Raw genomic sequence first — 18319 nt, forward strand, 5'->3', positions numbered from 1 at the left:
CTTTTTTGTTGCGTAGGCTTTCACGGAATGGTTTTAGAAAGCCCTTGCCGCCCTTATGGATATGCTGCTGAAATGTCCTTCCTCCTGCGCGATGCTTCGAACGCCGATATTCCCGCCATTGCCGATATCTATCGCGAATCGGTCCTGAACGGCGTCGCCAGCTATGAGATCGTCCCGCCCTCCGAGGCCGAGATGGCGCAACGTTTTGCGGCCATCGTCAGCCAGTATCCCTATATCGCAGCCATCGGCACGGACGGGGCCTTGCTCGGCTACGCCTATGCCTCGGCCTTCCGCACGCGTCCTGCCTATCGCTGGCTGGTCGAGGATTCGATTTATCTGGCGCCGCAAGCCCGCGGCCACGGCATCGGCAAGGCGCTGCTCGCCGAACTGATCATCCGCTGCACCACCCTCGGCTTTCGTCAGATGGCGGCCGTCATCGGTGGCGCCAGTCCCGCATCGATCGCGCTCCATCGCACGGCCGGCTTCGAGGAGGTTGGTCTGATGAAGGGCACCGGCTACAAGCACGGCCGCTGGCTGGATACGATGTTCATGCAGCGCGTCCTCGGCGAAGGCATGAGCACCGATCCGGACCCGTCAGCCTATCCCGGCACGCTGTTTACTGGTTGATTCGGCTTACTTGTCGACGAGCTTCAGGGCCTTGTCGAAGACCTTCAGCACCTGGTTCAGCTCGTGACCGCGCTTCAGGATCGTGCCGTTGACGCTGATCACGGAATAGGCGCCCTGCTTGGCGGCGAGCTTCGGGTTTTTCTCGATGCGGAAGAGCGGCATTTCGCCGGAACGCTTGAAAACGGAAAAGACCGCCCTGTCCTTCAGGTGATCGATGGCGTAGTCGCGCCATTCACCATCACCGACCATCCGGCCGTAGATCCAGAGGATCGCGTCCAGTTCGCGCCGGTGGAAGGTCACCGGAAGCGGGTCCTTGCTTTGTTTGTATTCCCTGAGATCGACGACGACTGAGGAACTGTGGTCGACGGAACGGCTTTCGCCGTGTCGCAAATCCGGCTGATCTGTCATCAGTCTCACAAGGCCTCCACATGTGACAGGAGGGTGACAGTTTGCCCGAGCCGCCGCAAATTGCAAGAGTGCCGGCCGTCACATTCCGCCGCACGTCTCTCGCGCAAGGACGCTTTAGCACTTCGAGTCAGCGCATCATGCCTTGCGAAAGTTGGGTTCGATTTTCGGAAAGTATGATGCGCTGGACAGGTCAACGCTTTCTCGGCAGCGCCGCATTTCAGTCAAAACAGCGCCTCATTTGCAGGAGATTTATGAATTCGGGTTTGGCGCCAGCGCGCCAAAGGGCCCGGCGGAGCGTATCGACCTTAACCCCAGCCCCGAATACGCTCAGCCGGGCCGCCCGGCACTTCATCCGAAACCGGATGGAATCTCAGATATTTTTGCCAGCCATCACCACGGTCGCGCCAAGGATCGCAGCCGGATCGCCGTCTGCGGTCGCCGATTGCAGCAGGATGGCGCAGCCCTCGAGCTGCGGCCGCTGCAGGACGCTGGCCGGCAGCGTCAGACTGGTTGCCTTGCCATCCCACATGCCGACGGTTTCGACATTGGTGACGCTGTGCAGATAGGAGAGCTTCTGGCCGCTGTTCTCGCCTTTTTCGACGTCGATCGTCTTTTCCTTATCGAAATAGACCATCACGACATTGGCTTTGCCCTGTCCCGCGCCGATCTTGATCTCCAGCTCGTCGCCGCGCATCGCGGCACTGATCGGAACGGTCAGCCCGTTGCCTTCGCTGCTATAGGTGTCGATCTTGCTGTTGATGCCATTCAGATCGGCGCCGGCCAGATGGTCGCGTCCATTGACGATGGCCTGCGGCGTGTAGACGTTGCTGCGGCCCATCGTCTTGGCATAGCCATACTGCCGCTCGGTGTTTTCCTTGGAGCTCAGCGTATCGGCCCAGCCGAGATAGTTCCAGTAATCGACATGATAGGCGAGCGCGATGACATCGCCCTGGTTCACCAGCTTGCGGAAAGCGGCATCAGCGGGAGGACAGGAGGAGCAGCCCTGCGACGTGAAGAGTTCGACGACACCTTTCGGCGTGCCGTCTTCGGCCTGCAGCGGGCCTGAGAGAACAACGCCGGCGATCAGCGGAATCAAAAAACGGGGGGACATTCACCTGCACCTCTTTTTCAGCGCCGACGGCATGTTTGAACCGGGGGCCCTGACATATGAACGTACGAATAATCCTTCCGGGTCCAAACGAAAAGTCACGAACGGGTGAGACGTAGCTCGACAGGAACTTGCGTAAAACAAATCATCGTGAGCCCCGTTAAAATACTGTCGCCGCAAAGAAAAGCCGCCGGAAAACTGCTCTCCGGCGGCGATTATCGTGTGAGTCTCTTAGATCCGGATGATTTTAGGCCGACCCGGCCTAAAATCTGAATCCGGATCTACATAAAAGAAGAAGAGCATGATGTCGTCCGAAAACCGCTCACACTTTTCGGCATCATGCTCTGAAAATCAGGCAGCGAGATCGCGCAGAACCGTCTGCAGGATGCCGCCATTGTTGAGGTAGATCACCTCGTCGAGCGTATCGACGCGCGACAGCAGCGGAACCTCCTTCACGGTGCCGTCGCCATAGGTGATCCTGGCGATCTTCTTCTCGCGCGGCTTGATCTTTTCCAGACCTTCGATGGTGACGAGTTCGTCGCCCTTGAGGCCGAGGCTCTGCCAGGTCGTGCCCTCTTCGAAGACGAAGGGGATGATGCCCATGCCGACCAGGTTCGAGCGATGGATGCGCTCGAAGGACTGGGCGACCACCGCCTTGACGCCGAGCAGGTTGGTGCCCTTGGCAGCCCAGTCGCGCGAGGAGCCGTTGCCGTATTCGACACCGGCGAAGATGACGAGCGGCACGCCTTCCTGCTTGTACTGCATCGCGGCGTCGTAGATCGAAGTCTCTTCCTTCGACGGGTAGTGGATGGTGTAGCCACCTTCCTTACCGTTCGGACCGAGCATATGGTTGCGGATGCGGATATTGGCGAAGGTGCCGCGCATCATCACTTCATGGTTGCCGCGGCGCGTGCCGTACTGGTTGAAGTCGGCAACGGCGACGTCGTGGTCGATGAGATAGGCGCCGGCCGGCGATGCCGCCTTGATCGAACCGGCCGGCGAAATGTGGTCGGTGGTGATCTTGTCGCCGAACAGGCCGAGAACGCGGGCGCCCTTGATGTCGGAGACGCCGGAACCCTTTTTGCCCATGCCGACGAAGTAGGGCGGGTTCTGCACATAGGTCGAATTGTCGTCCCAGGCATAGGTCTGACCCGGCGGGATCTGGACGGCCTGCCAGTTGACGTCGCCCTTGAAGACATCGGCATATTTGCTTTCGTAGAGTTCGCGGGTCACGTATTTCAGGATGAATTCCTGGACTTCCTTAGAGGTCGGCCAGATGTCCTTGAGATAAACAGGATTGCCGCTCTGGTCCTCGCCGATCGGCTCCTTGGTCAGATCCATCTGCACCGTGCCGGCGAGCGCGTAAGCGACGACGAGCGGCGGGGATGCGAGGTAGTTCGCCTGCACGTCGGGCGAGATGCGGCCTTCGAAGTTGCGGTTGCCGGAGAGAACGCCGGAAACGATAAGGCCCTTGTCGTTGATCGTCTTCGAGATCGGTGCCGGCAGCGGGCCGGAATTGCCGATGCAGGTGGTGCAGCCGAAGCCGACGAGGTTGAAGCCAAGCTTGTCGAGATCGGCCTGCAGGCCCGACTTGGCGAGATATTCGCCGACGACTTGGCTTCCAGGTGCCAGCGAGGTCTTCACCCACGGCTTCGTCTTCAGGCCCTTGGCAACGGCGTTGCGGGCAAGAAGGCCAGCGGCGATCAGCACTGACGGGTTGGAGGTGTTGGTGCACGACGTGATGGCCGCGATCGCCACGTCGCCGTGGCCGAGATCGAAGTCGGTGCCTTCAACCGCATAGCGGTTGTTCAGCTGGCCGGGCTTCTTGTAGTCGGCATCCATAGAGCCGGCAAAACCGGTCGCGATGTTCTCCAACGAAATGCGGCCTTCCGGACGCTTCGGGCCGGCCATCGACGGCACGACGTCGCTAAGATCGAGTTCCAGCGTATCGGTGAAGACGAGCTCGGAACCGTCGCCGTCACGCCACATGCCTTGCGCCTTCGAATAGGCTTCGACGAGGGCGATCCGGTCATGCGTGCGGCCGGACATAGTGAGGTAATTGATGGTTTCGCCGTCGACCGGGAAAAAGCCGCAGGTGGCGCCGTATTCCGGACCCATATTGCCGATCGTCGCGCGGTCGGCGAGCGGCATGTTGTCCATGCCGGGGCCGAAGAATTCGACGAACTTCGAAACGACGCCCTTCTTGCGCAGCATCTGCACGACGGTGAGAACGAGGTCGGTCGCCGTGACGCCTTCCTTGAGCTTGCCGGTCAGCTTGAAGCCGATGACTTCGGGCAGCAGCATCGAGACCGGCTGGCCGAGCATCGCAGCTTCCGCTTCGATACCGCCCACACCCCAGCCGAGAACGCCGAGACCGTTGATCATCGTCGTGTGGCTGTCGGTGCCGACGCAGGTATCCGGATAGGCGATCGTCTCGCCGTCTTCTTCCTTGGTCCAGACGGTCTGGCCGAGATATTCGAGATTGACCTGATGACAGATACCGGTGCCGGGAGGCACGACGCGGAAATTCTTGAAGGCCTGCTGGCCCCACTTCAGGAAGCGGTAGCGCTCGCCGTTGCGCTGGTATTCCAGCTCCACATTCCTGGCGAAAGCCTGCGGCGTGCCGAATTCGTCGACGATGACGGAGTGGTCGATGACGAGATCGACGGGAACGAGCGGGTTGATCTTCTCGGGATCGCCGCCAAGCGACACCATCGCGTCGCGCATGGCGGCAAGATCGACGACGGCGGGAACGCCGGTGAAGTCCTGCATCAGCACGCGCGCCGGGCGATAGGCGATTTCGTTTTCGACCGCACCCTTATTGTTCAGCCATTCGGCAACGGCCAGGATGTGCTCCTTGGTGACCGACTGGCCGTCTTCGAAGCGCAGCAGGTTTTCGAGCAGCACCTTCATCGAATAGGGAAGCTTCGACACGCCGGCCAGACCGTTTGCCTCAGCCTTGGGCAGGCTGTAATAGACATAGTCCTTCCCGTTGACGGAAAGCGTGGAACGACAATTGAAACTGTCAAGAGATTTAGACACGAGATACCCCGTTTCTGATAGCCAACACAGTCGTGCGAACGCCTATGCACTTAATGCACATCAGGATGCGGGTACGGCCATTTCCGCTGTCCGCACGTGGAACAGACGCTCCAAGTTCGGCGCAAGGATGAAATTCACGCCGACCGCTGGCGTGGTTGCAGGTCTTATAGATAATTTCCTAAAAACTTGCCATACCCGAGCACAGTCAAAATCGGACATTTTTTGACCCCGCAGCAAGCCGAAACCAGGAAAGAGCCGACGCATGCATCTCACCGCCGAAAATCTGGCTGCAAGGCGCGGTGAGGAACTCATTTTCGTTAACATTTCCTTTCACTTGGCAGCCGGCGAGGCGCTTGTGCTGACCGGTAGAAATGGATCGGGAAAGTCCACTTTGTTGCGTGTGGCCGCCGGCCTGCTGAGGCCGGAAAAAGGCACCGTCATCTTCCACGATGGAGAGAGCGGGGCAGACGGACATGCCGGCGAAGTAAGCCACTACCTCGGCCATAGAAATGCGATGAAGAATGAACTTACGGTTGCAGAAAACCTCGATTTCTGGCGCGCCTTTCTCGGCAATACAGGCGGCGACGCCGGCCTTGCCGTCGAGGACGCCGCCGAAGCGGTCGGCCTTTCCGGCATCACCCACCTTCCCTTCGGTTATCTCTCCGCCGGCCAGCAGCGGCGATTCGCCTTCGCCAAACTGCTCGTCGCCCACCGCCCCGTCTGGATCCTCGACGAACCCACAGCGGCACTCGATGCCAGCGCCGACCGGCTGCTTGCCGATTTGATCGCGGCGCATCTGGCAAAGGGCGGCATCGTGCTGGTGGCGACGCACCAACCGTTGGGGCTGAGGAATTCGCAGGAATTGAAGATGACGGGCTTTGCCGGCGTGGATGCGGGGATTTGGGGTTGATGCTTCTCGACGTAGCTACCCCGTTAACCGCACATGCAGAGAGCCGCCCCGCATGACCGCCCTCTTCCTCCGTGACCTGAAGCTCTCGATTCTCGCCGGCGGCGGCGCGCTGATAGGCGTGCTGTTCTTTCTGACCATCGTCGCCGTCATTCCCTTCGGCGTCGGTCCCGATCTCAAGCTGCTGGCGCGCATCGGGCCCGCCATTGTCTGGATCGGCGCGCTGCTCGCCGCCCTTCTCGGCCTCGACCGCCTGTTCCAGGCCGAGCGCGATGACGGATCGCTCGACCTGATGCTGATGCAGGAAACACCGCTCGTCCTGACGGTGCTGGTCAAATGCTTCGCCCACTGGACGGCCACCAGCCTGCCGCTCGTCATCGCCTCGCCGCTGCTCGGCCTCTTCATGAACATGGACGAGACGGCAATCGGCGCGACCATGCTGACGCTGCTGGTCGGCTCGCCCGCCATCACCTTCATCGGCGCCGTCGGTGCTGCCGTTGCCGTGGCGCTGCCCCGCGGCGGCTTGCTGGTCTCGATCCTCGTGCTGCCGCTGACCATTCCGGTGCTGATCTTCGGCGTCAGCGCCACCTATGCCGCAGTCGAGGATCCCGCCCCCTTCCTGCCGCCCTTCCTGATCCTCATTGCGCTGACACTCTTCTTCGCCGTCATCGGCCCGGCAGCAGCCGCCCTGGCGCTGCGAAACACAGCGGATTGATGGGCCATTCGATTGCGGGAAAAGCCGGATCAAGGTAAGGAAGCGGACATGAGCGAAACGAGCCTTGCCATCAGCAAATTCAGTGATCTCGCCAACCCGACGCGGTTTCTGACGCTGGCGGCGCGCGCCATTCCGTGGCTGGCCGGCATCACCGCCCTCTGTTTCGCGGTCGGCCTCTATCTGAGCTTCGCCACCGAAGGCGATTACCAGCAGGGCGAGACCGTGCGCATCATGTATGTGCATGTGCCTTCGGCCTGGCTTTCGATGATGTGCTATACAATCATGAGCGTCTCGGCGATCGGTACGCTGGTCTGGCGCCATCCGCTGGCCGATGTCTCCGCCAAGGCCGCAGCCCCGCTCGGCGCCGCCTTTACCCTGCTCGCACTCGTCACCGGTTCGCTCTGGGGCAAGCCGATGTGGGGCACCTGGTGGGTCTGGGATGCGCGGCTGACCTCCGTCTTCGTCCTCTTCCTGATGTATCTCGGGCTGATCGCGCTCAGCCGCGCCATCGACGATCCGTCGAAGGCGGCGCGCGTCAGCGCCGTGCTCATCCTCGTCGGCTTCGTCAACATCCCGATCATCAAATTCTCGGTCGAGTGGTGGAACACGCTGCACCAATCGGCAAGCGTGCTGCGCCTCGACGGCCCGGCGATCGATCCGGAATTCCTGCGGCCGCTCTTCGTCATGGCGATCGCCTTCACTCTGCTCTTCTTCACGCTGCACATCATGGCGATGAGGAACGAGATCTGGCGCCGCCGCATTGCCGCCCAGCGCCGTCTTGCCGCCCGCATGGCGAGCCGGGAGGAATAATCGTGACGCATGCCTTCTACGTCTACGCCTCCTATGGCTTTGCAGCCCTGGTGACGATCGCCGTCACGGTCTGGACCTGGGCCGATGGCCGCGCCCGCCGCAGCGAACTTGCAGCCCTTGAGGCTGCCGGCATCCGCCGCCGTTCGGCGCGCCCCAAGGACAGTGTGGGGGATGGCGAATGAACGACACGCCCGAAAACACCGCCGCCAAGCCGCGAGGGCTGAGCCGCTACGCATTGGCGCTGCTGCCGCTCGTCGTCTTCGGCGGTATTGCGGCCACGGCCGCAAAGATGCTCTACGACCAGGATTTCCATGGCAAGAATATCGCCGAAATTCCCTCCGCCCTGATCGGCACCAAGGCGCCGGCGCTCAACCTGCCGCCGCTCGACGGCGCCAACCTGCCGGCGCTGACCGATGTCGCAATCAAGGGCAAGTTGACCCTCGTCAACGTCTTCGCCTCATGGTGCCTCCCCTGCCGGGACGAACATCCGCTATTAAAAGAGCTGGCAAAAGACGGACGGCTGAACATCGTCGCCATCAATTACAAGGACCAGAGCGACAACGCCCTGCGTTTCCTCGGCGAACTCGGCAACCCCTTTCGGGCGATCGGCATCGATCCGAACGGTAAGGCAGCGATCGATTGGGGTGTCTACGGCATTCCGGAAAGTTATCTGGTCGGGCCAGACGGCACGATCCTCTACAAGCGCGTCGGCCCCTTCGACGATATCAGCCTGAAGGAAGGGCTTTTTCCTGCGATGGAAAAGGCGCTCGGGAAGCCGGCTTCCTGACTGAGTGATCCACAAAAGTTAGAACAAAGAAACCCTACACCCCGCCCTGCCAGACTTTGATCGCCTCCACCGGCCAGATCAGCATCACAACATTGAGCGTCAGGTTGTCGCGGATTATGTAGCCGGTGAAAATCTCGAAGAAGATGGCGATCGCAACCGTGAGCGCCACCGGTGCGCGACGCGCGAAGAAGAAGCCGACGCACATGAAGACGGTGTCCATCGCCGAATTCAGGATGCTGTCGCCGTAATAATCGAGCGCGATCGTCGCCGTACGGTAACGGTCGATGATGAGAGGGGAGTTTTCGAGCAGCTCCCAGCCGGATTCGATGACGAGCGCCAGCAGCAGCTTTGCCGCCAGCGGCTTGCGGCGCAGGATGAGATGCGCGAGGCCGTAAAACAGGAATCCGTGGATGATGTGCGACGGCGTGTACCAATCCGACAGATGCTGCGAATTGCCGCTGGTATTGACCCCACCCTCCCACAGTTTGACATAACCGCAGGCGCAGATCGGTACGCGGCCCATCATAAATTCGGCAGCGATCTGAATGATCAGCACCGCAAGGCAGGCGACAAACCAGAAGTTCTGGTGTCTTACGCGAGACTCTACGTCGACAGCGCTCACTTCTCGCCTTCCGTTTCCAGCTTGACGCTATGTTTCAGCACCAGCGGCATCTGCGCCAGCGTGAAGATGATGGTGATCGGCATCGTGCCCCAGACCTTGAAGGCGACCCAGGTACCGTCGGAAAAATTGCGCCAGACGACTTCGTTCAGCACGGCAAGGAAAAGAAAGAAGATGCCCCAGCGGATGGTGAGCTTGCGCCAGCCCTCGGCGTCGAGCTGGAACGCGGCGTTGAAGACATAGCCGAGCAGCGACTTGCCGAAGGCCAGCCCGCCGAGCAGCGCCACCCCGAAGAGCGCGTTGACGATGGTAGGCTTCATCTTGATGAAAGTCTCGTTCTGCAGCCAGATCGACAGCGAGCCGAAGATGACGACGACAATGCCGGAGACGAAGGGCATGATCGGCAGATGGCCGAGCACGATCTTCGAAACGATCAGCGAGATGATCGTCGCCGCCATGAAGAGGCCGGTCGCGACGAACAGCGGTCCGCCCAATTCGGAAAGAGCAGGAAACGTCTCCACCAGCCACTGGCCACGCAGATTGGCGAAGAAGAAGATCATCAGCGGCCCGAGTTCCAGCGCCAGTTTCAGCAGCGGATGATGCCGGTCGGCAGCAGACGGGGTAATATCGCTTTCGGTGCTCATGCGTTCTTCAAACCTGTTTTCCTGGAAACCTGTTTCCGGCCGTGGCCTGCAGGCTTTCGGCGGCATATCTGTGGCATCATTGCCCAAGTCCGGCAATGGCATGGGCAAAATCCTCGGCCTCGAACGGTTCCAGATCCTCGACGCCCTCGCCGACGCCGATGAAATAGACCGGCAGCTTGTGCTTGGCGGAGATGGCGACAAGGATGCCGCCGCGCGCCGTGCCGTCGAGCTTGGTCATGATCAGCCCGTTGACGCCGGCGACGTTGCGGAAGATCTCGACCTGGCTGAGCGCGTTCTGCCCGGTCGTGGCATCGAGCGTCTGCAGCACGGTATGCGGTGCATCGGGATCCAGTTTGCCGAGCACGCGCACGATCTTCTCGAGCTCGGCCATCAGCTCTGCCTTGTTCTGCAGGCGGCCAGCGGTATCGACGATCAGCACGTCGCATTTTTTCGCCTTTGCCTGTTCGAAGGCATCATAGGCAAGGCCGGCGGCATCGGCGCCGAGCCTGGTGCCGATGAATTCGGATTTCGTCCGGTCGGCCCAGATTTTCAGCTGCTCGATCGCCGCCGCACGGAAAGTATCGCCGGCAGCCAGCATCACCTTCAGCCCAGCGCCGGAAAGCTTTGCCGCAAGCTTGCCGATCGTCGTGGTCTTGCCGGTGCCGTTGACGCCGACGACGAGGATGACATGCGGCTTGTGCGAGAGGTCGAGCTGCAGCGGCTTGGCGACCGGCTTCAGGACCTTGGCGATTTCGGACGCCATGATCCGGCTGACATCCTCGCCGGTGACATCCTTGCCGTAGCGTTCGGAAGAGAGCGTATCGGTGACGCGCATCGCGGTCTCGACGCCGAGATCGGCCTGGATGAGCAGATCCTCAAGATCCTGCAGCGTCTCGTCATCGAGCTTGCGCTTGGTAAAGAGCGCGGTGATCTGGTTGGTCAGTTGCGAGGATGTGCGTGCAAGGCCGTTACGGAGACGCTGGAACCAGCTGAGCCTCAGCTGCAGGGCAACCGGCTCCGGCTCGACGACCTTCGGGCCGGTGGCGAAGCCTTTGGGGAGGATGGGAGAGCCACTCTCCGGTTCTGCCGCGGGGCTACCCCCCTCTGCCCTGCCGGGCATCTCCCCCACAGATGGGGAGATTGGCTGGGAGGGCGAATCCAGCCCTGCATCATCCTCAGCTGGAAACTCTTCCGGCTCAGTCGGAATCTCTTCCGGAAGCTTTTCGACGATCTCTTCGAGGTCAGCCGGCTGTTCTAGCGCTCCGGTCTCCAGAGAATCTCCCGCCTCGTCGGGGAAATGTTCCGGAGGGACAGAAGCGGGTATTTCCGTAACGGGTTCGGCGACCGTCTGGCTTTCAGCCTCCACCTCCGCTGCCGCCTCGGCTTCCAGCAATGAAAGCGGTACGACACCCATATCGCTCAGCTGGTCCGCAGCTGGCAGCATTGAGGATTCGACATCATCGTCAGCAACCGGTGCTTCGACCCCGCCCTCGTCAATATCGGCGGCCGGCCCGCCGGCCGTATCCATTTCCTCGGCCAGCACCGGATCGTCGGCAACCGGCAGATCTTCGTCGCGCGAACGCCGCTCCAGCTCTCTTTCCACGGCCGCAGGCACAGGTTCTTCAGCCGGCTTGCCGAAGGTGAAGACCTTTTTGATGAAACTGAGCGCCATGGGGATTCCGTGAAAGTCAGGCCGCGGCTGCGGCCGTCAATTGCATGTCGAGATGTTTGCCATTGTGGCCGGTGATCGTGACCGGCACAAGTTCGCCGGGACGGAGGCCGGGGGCAGCGACCAGCGTGAAGTTCTCCGTATGCGCCAGGCCATTGTTTTCAACAAGCAGCCATTGCCGGGTTCCGATCATCCCATCGAGATGGGATTGATGCAGCCTATGTCCAGCGGCGCGCAGCCTTGCGGCGCGATCCTTGACCAGCGGCCGGTCGAGCTGCGGCATGCGGGCGGCGGGCGTGCCGGGACGCGGACTGTAGGGGAAGACATGCAGATGGGCGATGCCAGCATCTTCGGCCAGCCTCACGGCATTCTCGAACATCTCTTCGGTTTCGGTGGGAAAGCCGGCAATCATATCGGCGCCGAAGCTCATCTCGGGGCGGAGGCGGCGCGCATCCTCGATGAAACGCAACGCATCGGCGCGTAAATGCCGGCGCTTCATGCGCTTCAAGATCATGTCGTCGCCATGCTGCAGCGAAAGATGCAGATGCGGCATGAAACGTGGCTCGTCTGCGATGAGATCCATCAGATGGGCATCGGCCTCGATGCTGTCGATCGAGGAAAGCCGCAGGCGGCGGATATCGGGGATCTGTTTCAGCAGCGTCTTCGCCAAAAGCCCGAGCGTCGGGGTGCCCGGCAGATCGCCGCCATAGCTGGTGGCATCGACGCCGGTCAGCACGATCTCGCAATAACCGCCGTCGACGAGCTTGCGGGCCTGATCGACGACGGCTCCCATCGGTACGGAGCGGGAATTGCCGCGGCCATAGGGAATGATGCAGAAAGTGCAGCGATGGTCGCAGCCATTCTGCACCTGGATGAAGGCGCGCACATGGCCGTCGATATGCCTGACCATCTGCGGCGCCGTCGCCTTGACGCTCATGATGTCGTTGACGCGGAGCTTCTCTTCGGCCGAAACGCCGAAATCCGGCAGGCTGCGATAAGAAGCGCTCGTCAGCTTCTCCTCGTTGCCGAGCACGGCATCGACCTCTGCCATCGCCGCGAAAGTCTGCTTTTCCGTCTGCGCGGCGCAGCCGGTGACGATGATGCGGGCATGCGGATTGTCCCGCCGTGCCCGCCGGATCGCCTGGCGAGCCTGGCGCACGGCCTCGCCGGTCACGGCACAGGTATTGACCAGGATGGCGTTGTTGAGCCCGGCCTTTTCAGCCTGCGCCTTCATCACTTCGGATTCATATGTGTTGAGGCGGCAGCCGAAGGTAATGACCTCGATGCCGCTCACTGCGCCTCCGCCTCTCGGGTACCATCGCGCGACCAGAGACCGGTCGAAGGATCGACCCTGCCCGACCATTCCCATTCGGCCGGGCCGGTCATGATGACATGATCGTCGCGCTCGCGCCATTCGATGGAAAGCGTGGCCGGCGGCTTGGCGCTTGCCACATTGATCGTCACCTTGCGGCCGGTGCGGCCGGTGCGCGCAGCACTGACGGCGGCGGAACAGGCAGCCGAGCCGCAGGCAAGCGTCAGTCCCGCGCCGCGCTCCCAGGTGCGCGTCGTCACCGATGTCGGCGAGGTCACTTGCGCCAGCGTGATATTGGCGCGCTCGGGAAACATAGGGTGGTTTTCGAGCAACGGTCCGAAGCGGGCGAGATCATAGGACATCACGTCCCTGTCCACCCAGAAGATCGCATGCGGATTGCCCATCGACATTGCCGAAGGCGAATGCAGCACCGGATTGTCGATCGGGCCGATCTGCAACTCGATGCGGCTGGTGTCGTGGAATTCTTCCGCCAGCGGGATCTTGTCCCAATCGAAGACCGGCCGGCCCATATCGACGGAGATCGTCCCGTCCTCGTGCTCGACGGCATTCAGGATGCCGGCAACCGTCTGGAAGGTGAAGGCCTTCTTGCCGGTCTCGGCGGCAAGCGCCTGCACGACGCAGCGCGTGCCGTTGCCGCAGGCCTGCGCCTTCGAGCCATCTGAATTCAGGATATCGATGAAGGCATCGGTGCCTTCGGCCTTCGGATCATGGATCGCCATGATCTGATCGAACTCAGTCTGCGGATCGGCATTGAGCGCGACCGCCGCCGCCGGCGTCACCTTATCCGGCCGGCCGCGCATATCGACGACCAGGATCTTGTTGCCAAGCCCGTTCATCCTCGCGAATTCGACCGTTGCGCTCATGGTACCATTCCGTCTGTCTTTCCGGTGTATATGGCGGAAATGCGAAGGAATTACCAGTGGGTGGGTGCCGGACAGGCGTGCGGTCTGCCGACCCTTTCGAGGCAGTTCGGCTTTTACCGCTGTGCCCCGTCGGGATCGAAGGACGCAGCATGGGCTTCGACAATAGCTGCGGTGATGACCTTTCTCAGCTCGTAGACCAGCGAACGGGACCGCTTGCGATCCAGATCCTGTGCCGCCTTCGCAAGATTCAGGCCTTCGTTCAGGACAATATGATGGGCCCGCGCCAGCGCCCAGCTCTCAATATCAGCATTTAGCATTCGATATCTCCGCCGATTCATTCGGCATCAAGGATATTCACGAATCATTTTACAGGACGCACTTAAGTAGAAAGTAGAATCATAAGCCGAATAATTTGCAACTGGCGTTGACAGCGAATTCGGGCCCCGACTGGAATAATTATCGGCAAAAGCTGGAAGTATGGCGGACTACTCAGGCTGATACATCGGTTTGTTTGAATATGTACTTTGGCTGCAACCACTAGGTGATACGGCTTCTGAGAAGTCCGTCATGCGGTCATTTGTCCGCATCGCCTTGACTTTCGCGCGGCTTTCCTGTTTATCGCGCCCAATCCGCGACGAGCCACATGACTCCGAGCCGCCGACCGGGACCTGAGATCCCGGAGGTCAACACCCGACAGCGCGATGCGCCCTCGGGTGCTTTTTGGCTTTGCGTCTTGTTTTCGTCAAGGAAAAGCACGACGTTTCCGGGCAGGTAAGAACCCGCCCGAAACGTATCAAGGAAGAGCCGATGTTTGAAAACCTCCAGGACCGTCTTGGATCCATTCTGAATGGACTGACAGGCCGTGGCGCGCTTTCGGAAGCCGATGTTTCCGCAGCGCTGCGCGAGGTTCGCCGTGCGTTGCTGGAGGCCGACGTCGCGCTCGACGTCGTGCGTTCCTTCACCGACCGCGTGCGTGAAAAGGCCGTCGGCGCCGAGATCCTGAAGTCGATCAAGCCCGGCCAGATGGTCGTCAAGATCGTGCATGACGAACTGATCGAGATGCTGGGTGGCGAAGGCGTCGGCATCGACCTGCATGCCCCGGCCCCGGTCGTCGTCATGATGGTCGGCCTGCAGGGCTCCGGCAAGACGACGACGTCGGCCAAGATCGCCCATCGCCTGTCGACGCGCGAAAAGAAGAAGGTGCTGATGGCATCGCTCGACACGCGCCGTCCGGCAGCCCAGGAGCAGCTTCGCCAGCTCGGTGCGCAGGCCAATATCGACACGCTGCCCATCATATCAGGCCAGTCGCCGACCGATATCGCCGCCCGCGCCGTCCAGGCGGCAAAGCTCGGCGGCCACGACGTCGTCATCCTCGATACCGCCGGCCGCACGCATATTGACGAGCCCTTGATGGTCGAGATGGCCGACATCAAGAAGCGCTCGAACCCGCATGAAATCCTGCTGGTCGCCGACAGCCTCACCGGTCAGGACGCCGTCAACCTCGCCCGCAGTTTCGACGAACGTGTCGGCATCACCGGTCTGGTGCTGACCCGCATGGACGGCGATGGCCGCGGCGGTGCCGCCCTTTCGATGCGCGCCGTCACCGGCAAGCCGATCAAGCTGATCGGCGTCGGCGAGAAGATGAGCGAGCTGGAGGAATTCCATCCCCGCCGCATCGCCGACCGCATCCTCGGCATGGGCGACATCGTCTCGCTCGTCGAGCGCGCGGCGGAGAACATCGACGCCGAGAAGGCGGCCGCCATGGCCGCCAAGATGGCCAAGGGCAAGTTCGACCTCGACGACCTCGCCGACCAGCTGCGCCAGATGCAGAAGATGGGCGGCATGGGCGGCATCATGGGCATGATGCCCGGCATGGCCGGCATGAAGGACAAGATGGCCGCAGCCGGCCTCGACGACAAGCTTTTCGGCCGCCAGATCGCCATCATCCAGTCGATGACCAAGGCCGAGCGCACCAATCCCGACCTGCTCAAGCATTCGCGCAAGAAGCGCATCGCTGCCGGCTCCGGCACCGATGCCGCCGCCATCAACAAGCTTCTGAAGATGCACCGCCAGATGGCGGACATGATGAAGATGATGGGCGGCAAGGGCAAAGGCGGCATGATGAAGCAGATGATGGGCGGCCTTGCCGGCAAGATGGGGCTCGGCGGCGGCATGGGCGGCATGGGTGGCGGCATGCCCGATCTCTCGAATATCGATCCCCGACAGCTCGAGGCCTTGCAGAAGCAGGCGGAAGCGGCGGGGCTTGGAAAGCCGGGTGGGGGTATGCCCGGTCTCGGCGGTCTGCCGGGTGGTTTGTCGGGCCTCGGCGGCGCCAAGCTGCCGGGCCTTGGCGGTGGTTTCCCGGGATTGCCCGGATTGCCGAAGAAGAAGTGAAAGGATCGCTTGCCCCATGATTGATCCAAACGTCAAAGCCCAGCTCGCGAGCTATCGTCAGTCGATCGACAATATCGATGCCGCTCTCGTGCACATGCTGGCCGAACGCTTCCGCTGCACCAAAGAGGTCGGCGTGCTGAAGGCCAAATACAATTTGCCGCCGGCCGACCCGGCGCGCGAGGAATACCAGATCGAACGCCTTCGCCAGCTGGCGAAAGACGCCAATCTGGACCCGGATTTCGCCGAGAAGTTCCTGAACTTCGTCATAAAGGAAGTCATCCGGCATCATGAGCAGATCGCTGCGGATCACGCTGAACAGAGCGCTGCAGCCCGATAACCGTACCGCTCAAGAAAGCGGTCAAGAAAAGCCCAAGGAGTAAAGAACATGGCACTGAAAATTCGTCTCGCCCGCGGTGGTTCCAAGAAGCGCCCGTACTACCACGTCGTTCTCGCTGATGCGCGCAGCCCGCGTGACGGCCGCTTCCTCGAAAACCTCGGTTCCTGGAACCCGATGCTTGCCAAGGACGATGAGAAGCGCGTTCAGCTGAACGCCGAGCGCATCAAGCACTGGATCGAACACGGCGCCCAGCCGACCGACCGCGTTCTGCGCTTCCTCGATGAGGCCGGCGTTGCCAAGCGCGAAGTCAAGAACAACCCGGTCAAGGCAAAGCCTGGCAAGCGCGCCCAGGAACGCGCCGCCGAAAAGGCTCAGAAGGTTGCCGACGCCGCTGCTGCTGCCGACGCCGCGGAATAATCGCGACTTTCCTTAGAGCGGGCGGCATGGCGACATGCCGCCCGTTTTCGTTTCCAATCGCACGCACTTCGTTTATGAGAAACCTGTCTTTCGGCTTCACATGAAGGAACCCATGACCAAGCTTGAAAACCCCGTTCTGATGGCGACGATCGGTGGCGCGCAGGGCCTCCGGGGCGAGGTGCGCGCCAAGGCCTATACGGCCGATCCCGGCGCGCTTGGCGATTACGGCCATCTGCACAGCATGGATGGCCGCAGCTTCGAAGTCCTCGAAATCCGCGAGATGAAGAATGTCGTCGTCGTCCGTTTCCGCGGCGTCAACGACCGCAATGCCGCCGAGGCTCTGAACGGGCTTGAACTCTATATCGAGCGGGACAACCTGCCGGACGAGGAGCTGGACGAAGACGAGTTCTACTATGCCGATCTCGAGGGGCTCGAGGCGCGCGACGACAAGGGTGTCAGCTATGGCACCGTCACCGGCGTCTTCGATTTCGGCGCCGGCGACCTGCTGGAACTCAAAGGTCCGGGCAAACGCCCGGTGCTGATCCCCTTCTCGGAAGCCTCGGTGCTGGAGATCGACCTCGAGGCCGGCACGCTGCTGATCGATCCGCTGGCGGCGGGTCTGGCCGACGATCCCGAAGAGCTTTCGAAATTCACCGCGGACAAGCCGAAAAAGAAGAAGTGACGCCATGGCTTTCCGGGCGAGCGTGCTGACACTTTATCCGGAAATGTTTCCGGGGCATCTGGGCTTCTCGCTCGCCGGCAAGGCGATGGAGCGGGGGCAATGGTCGCTGGACACGGTACAGATTCGCGACTTCGCCACCGATAGACACCGCACAGTCGACGACACTCCCGCCGGCGGCGGCGCCGGCATGGTGCTGAAACCAGACATTCTCGCCCGCGCAATCGACAGCGCCTCAGAAAACGATACCCGCCCGCGGCTGCTGATGAGCCCGCGCGGCCGGCCGCTGAGGCAGGAGCGTGTGCGCGAGCTCGCGGCGGGCGACGGCGTCATCATCGTCTGCGGCCGCTTCGAGGGCGTCGACCAGCGGGTGATCGAGGCGCGCGGACTGGAAGAAGTCTCGATCGGCGACTACGTCCTATCAGGCGGCGAGCCGGCGGCGCTGGTCGTGCTCGATGCGATTATTCGCATCCTGCCTGGTGTCATGGGCAACGTTCTTTCCGGCCTGCACGAAAGCTTCGAAGGCGGACTGCTGGAACATCCGCATTATACCCGGCCGCAGGAATGGGAAGGCTGGGAAATCCCCTCGATCCTCACCTCGGGCAACCACGGCGCCATCGAAAAGTGGCGGCATCAGGAAGCCGTGCGGCTGACGCGGGAGCGGCGGCCAGATCTGCTGGAAAAAGGCTAGCCCATCGCCCGGAAAATCGGGATCGAATTTCGCAAAGCACGATGCGTAGATTCAAAATGTTACAGCGTCCTTTGCGCGGCTGAAAACGACGCACGGCGCTGTAAAGCGAGAAAAACGGCTGATTTCGCAGCCCTTTTCACAAAAATGCCGTCCAAGGGATGACAAGCCCTGGCCTTTCGTGTATTGGCGCACGCGGAAATGGGGTTTATCCCCGTCTGCCAGCAAACAAAGAATGGCGAATCCGCTCCCGCCCTTGACGGGCAAAGTCC

General features: G+C 61.4%; 20 protein-coding genes. 11 read left to right on the top strand and 9 right to left on the bottom strand.

Annotation, left to right across the window (positions count from 1 at the left end; all coding sequences use genetic code 11):
* Positions 1-72 precede the first annotated feature (72 nt).
* Positions 73-627: a GNAT family N-acetyltransferase gene (locus tag B5P46_RS30600; protein WP_129422007.1), complete on the top strand. Its 555-nt coding sequence runs from the start codon at positions 73-75 to the stop codon at positions 625-627.
* 6 nt (positions 628-633) lie between these two features.
* Here the strand turns inward: B5P46_RS30600 and B5P46_RS30605 are convergent, their stop codons facing one another.
* The 3 genes from B5P46_RS30605 to acnA form a co-directional block, all read right to left on the bottom strand.
* The gene (locus B5P46_RS30605) at positions 634-1035 is read right to left on the bottom strand and encodes a DUF2794 domain-containing protein (protein WP_129422205.1); all 402 of its coding nucleotides are present in this window, start codon (positions 1033-1035) and stop codon (positions 634-636) included.
* A gap of 370 nt (positions 1036-1405) precedes the next feature.
* A complete protein-coding gene (locus B5P46_RS30610; protein ID WP_129422008.1) occupies positions 1406-2146 on the bottom strand; it encodes a DUF1223 domain-containing protein in 741 nt (246 codons plus the stop codon).
* A 348-nt stretch (positions 2147-2494) separates the two neighbouring features.
* Positions 2495-5185: an aconitate hydratase AcnA gene (gene acnA / locus B5P46_RS30615; RefSeq protein ID WP_129422009.1), complete on the bottom strand. Its 2691-nt coding sequence runs from the start codon at positions 5183-5185 to the stop codon at positions 2495-2497.
* 262 nt (positions 5186-5447) lie between these two features.
* Here acnA and ccmA point away from each other — a divergent pair, with 262 nt between their 5' ends.
* From ccmA to B5P46_RS30640, 5 genes are read left to right on the top strand one after another with little or no spacing between them, the layout of a single operon-like run.
* Complete coding sequence (gene ccmA, locus B5P46_RS30620) at positions 5448-6095, top strand: heme ABC exporter ATP-binding protein CcmA (protein WP_129422010.1); 648 nt, start codon at positions 5448-5450, stop codon at positions 6093-6095.
* A 52-nt stretch (positions 6096-6147) separates the two neighbouring features.
* On the top strand, positions 6148-6807 hold the full coding sequence (gene ccmB, locus B5P46_RS30625) for a heme exporter protein CcmB (protein WP_129422011.1): 660 nt from the start codon (positions 6148-6150) through the stop codon (positions 6805-6807).
* A gap of 48 nt (positions 6808-6855) precedes the next feature.
* The gene (locus B5P46_RS30630) at positions 6856-7617 is read left to right on the top strand and encodes a heme ABC transporter permease (RefSeq protein ID WP_129422012.1); all 762 of its coding nucleotides are present in this window, start codon (positions 6856-6858) and stop codon (positions 7615-7617) included.
* Positions 7618-7619: 2 nt separating this feature from the next.
* Positions 7620-7799 (top strand): heme exporter protein CcmD, encoded by a 180-nt coding sequence (ccmD, locus tag B5P46_RS30635; protein ID WP_129422013.1) that lies wholly within the window; start codon positions 7620-7622, stop codon positions 7797-7799.
* On the top strand, positions 7796-8404 hold the full coding sequence (locus B5P46_RS30640) for a DsbE family thiol:disulfide interchange protein (RefSeq protein WP_129422014.1): 609 nt from the start codon (positions 7796-7798) through the stop codon (positions 8402-8404). The genes ccmD and B5P46_RS30640 overlap by 4 nt, the downstream gene beginning before the upstream one ends.
* Before the next feature lie 34 nt (positions 8405-8438).
* Here B5P46_RS30640 and B5P46_RS30645 read toward each other — a convergent pair whose 3' ends face one another.
* The 6 genes from B5P46_RS30645 to B5P46_RS30670 form a co-directional block, all read right to left on the bottom strand.
* Positions 8439-9026: a DUF2585 domain-containing protein gene (locus B5P46_RS30645; protein WP_129422015.1), complete on the bottom strand. Its 588-nt coding sequence runs from the start codon at positions 9024-9026 to the stop codon at positions 8439-8441.
* Positions 9023-9667 carry a septation protein A gene (locus B5P46_RS30650; protein WP_129422016.1) on the bottom strand — a complete coding sequence of 215 codons (645 nt, stop codon included), beginning with the start codon at positions 9665-9667 and terminating at the stop codon, positions 9023-9025. The genes B5P46_RS30645 and B5P46_RS30650 overlap by 4 nt, the downstream gene beginning before the upstream one ends.
* 76 nt (positions 9668-9743) lie before the next feature.
* Positions 9744-11339 carry a signal recognition particle-docking protein FtsY gene (gene ftsY, locus B5P46_RS30655; RefSeq protein ID WP_129422017.1) on the bottom strand — a complete coding sequence of 532 codons (1596 nt, stop codon included), beginning with the start codon at positions 11337-11339 and terminating at the stop codon, positions 9744-9746.
* Between the two features lie 16 nt (positions 11340-11355).
* Positions 11356-12630, bottom strand: coding sequence for a tRNA (N(6)-L-threonylcarbamoyladenosine(37)-C(2))-methylthiotransferase MtaB (gene mtaB / locus B5P46_RS30660; RefSeq protein WP_129422018.1), 1275 nt, complete (start codon positions 12628-12630; stop codon positions 11356-11358).
* Positions 12627-13532 (bottom strand): diaminopimelate epimerase, encoded by a 906-nt coding sequence (gene dapF / locus B5P46_RS30665; RefSeq protein ID WP_129422019.1) that lies wholly within the window; start codon positions 13530-13532, stop codon positions 12627-12629. Before dapF ends, mtaB begins: the two co-directional genes overlap by 4 nt.
* 113 nt (positions 13533-13645) lie before the next feature.
* On the bottom strand, positions 13646-13870 hold the full coding sequence (locus B5P46_RS30670; protein ID WP_017962453.1) for a hypothetical protein: 225 nt from the start codon (positions 13868-13870) through the stop codon (positions 13646-13648).
* Positions 13871-14339: 469 nt separating this feature from the next.
* Here B5P46_RS30670 and ffh point away from each other — a divergent pair, with 469 nt between their 5' ends.
* From ffh to trmD, 5 genes are all read left to right on the top strand, one after another.
* Complete coding sequence (ffh, locus tag B5P46_RS30680; RefSeq protein WP_018481790.1) at positions 14340-15926, top strand: signal recognition particle protein; 1587 nt, start codon at positions 14340-14342, stop codon at positions 15924-15926.
* Between the two features lie 16 nt (positions 15927-15942).
* On the top strand, positions 15943-16263 hold the full coding sequence (locus B5P46_RS30685) for a chorismate mutase (protein ID WP_129422020.1): 321 nt from the start codon (positions 15943-15945) through the stop codon (positions 16261-16263).
* 48 nt (positions 16264-16311) lie between these two features.
* Positions 16312-16680: a 30S ribosomal protein S16 gene (rpsP, locus tag B5P46_RS30690; RefSeq protein ID WP_017989737.1), complete on the top strand. Its 369-nt coding sequence runs from the start codon at positions 16312-16314 to the stop codon at positions 16678-16680.
* 112 nt (positions 16681-16792) lie between these two features.
* Positions 16793-17362, top strand: coding sequence for a ribosome maturation factor RimM (gene rimM / locus B5P46_RS30695; RefSeq protein ID WP_129422021.1), 570 nt, complete (start codon positions 16793-16795; stop codon positions 17360-17362).
* 4 nt (positions 17363-17366) lie between these two features.
* The gene (gene trmD, locus B5P46_RS30700; protein ID WP_129422022.1) at positions 17367-18050 is read left to right on the top strand and encodes a tRNA (guanosine(37)-N1)-methyltransferase TrmD; all 684 of its coding nucleotides are present in this window, start codon (positions 17367-17369) and stop codon (positions 18048-18050) included.
* The last annotated feature ends 269 nt before the right edge of the window (positions 18051-18319 follow it).

This window comes from Rhizobium leguminosarum (genome assembly GCF_004123835.1).
Classification (GTDB): domain Bacteria; phylum Pseudomonadota; class Alphaproteobacteria; order Rhizobiales; family Rhizobiaceae; genus Rhizobium; species Rhizobium leguminosarum_M.

Coding starts and splice junctions, on each gene's coding strand:
- B5P46_RS30600 (WP_129422007.1), top strand. CDS start 73: ATGTCCTTCCTCCTGCGCGATGCTTCGAACGCCGATATTCCCGCCATT.
- B5P46_RS30605 (WP_129422205.1), bottom strand. CDS start 1,035: ATGACAGATCAGCCGGATTTGCGACACGGCGAAAGCCGTTCCGTCGAC.
- B5P46_RS30610 (WP_129422008.1), bottom strand. CDS start 2,146: ATGTCCCCCCGTTTTTTGATTCCGCTGATCGCCGGCGTTGTTCTCTCA.
- ccmA (WP_129422010.1), top strand. CDS start 5,448: ATGCATCTCACCGCCGAAAATCTGGCTGCAAGGCGCGGTGAGGAACTC.
- ccmB (WP_129422011.1), top strand. CDS start 6,148: ATGACCGCCCTCTTCCTCCGTGACCTGAAGCTCTCGATTCTCGCCGGC.
- B5P46_RS30630 (WP_129422012.1), top strand. CDS start 6,856: ATGAGCGAAACGAGCCTTGCCATCAGCAAATTCAGTGATCTCGCCAAC.
- B5P46_RS30640 (WP_129422014.1), top strand. CDS start 7,796: ATGAACGACACGCCCGAAAACACCGCCGCCAAGCCGCGAGGGCTGAGC.
- B5P46_RS30650 (WP_129422016.1), bottom strand. CDS start 9,667: ATGAGCACCGAAAGCGATATTACCCCGTCTGCTGCCGACCGGCATCAT.
- ftsY (WP_129422017.1), bottom strand. CDS start 11,339: ATGGCGCTCAGTTTCATCAAAAAGGTCTTCACCTTCGGCAAGCCGGCT.
- dapF (WP_129422019.1), bottom strand. CDS start 13,532: ATGAGCGCAACGGTCGAATTCGCGAGGATGAACGGGCTTGGCAACAAG.
- B5P46_RS30670 (WP_017962453.1), bottom strand. CDS start 13,870: ATGAATCGGCGGAGATATCGAATGCTAAATGCTGATATTGAGAGCTGG.
- ffh (WP_018481790.1), top strand. CDS start 14,340: ATGTTTGAAAACCTCCAGGACCGTCTTGGATCCATTCTGAATGGACTG.
- B5P46_RS30685 (WP_129422020.1), top strand. CDS start 15,943: ATGATTGATCCAAACGTCAAAGCCCAGCTCGCGAGCTATCGTCAGTCG.
- rpsP (WP_017989737.1), top strand. CDS start 16,312: ATGGCACTGAAAATTCGTCTCGCCCGCGGTGGTTCCAAGAAGCGCCCG.
- rimM (WP_129422021.1), top strand. CDS start 16,793: ATGACCAAGCTTGAAAACCCCGTTCTGATGGCGACGATCGGTGGCGCG.
- trmD (WP_129422022.1), top strand. CDS start 17,367: ATGGCTTTCCGGGCGAGCGTGCTGACACTTTATCCGGAAATGTTTCCG.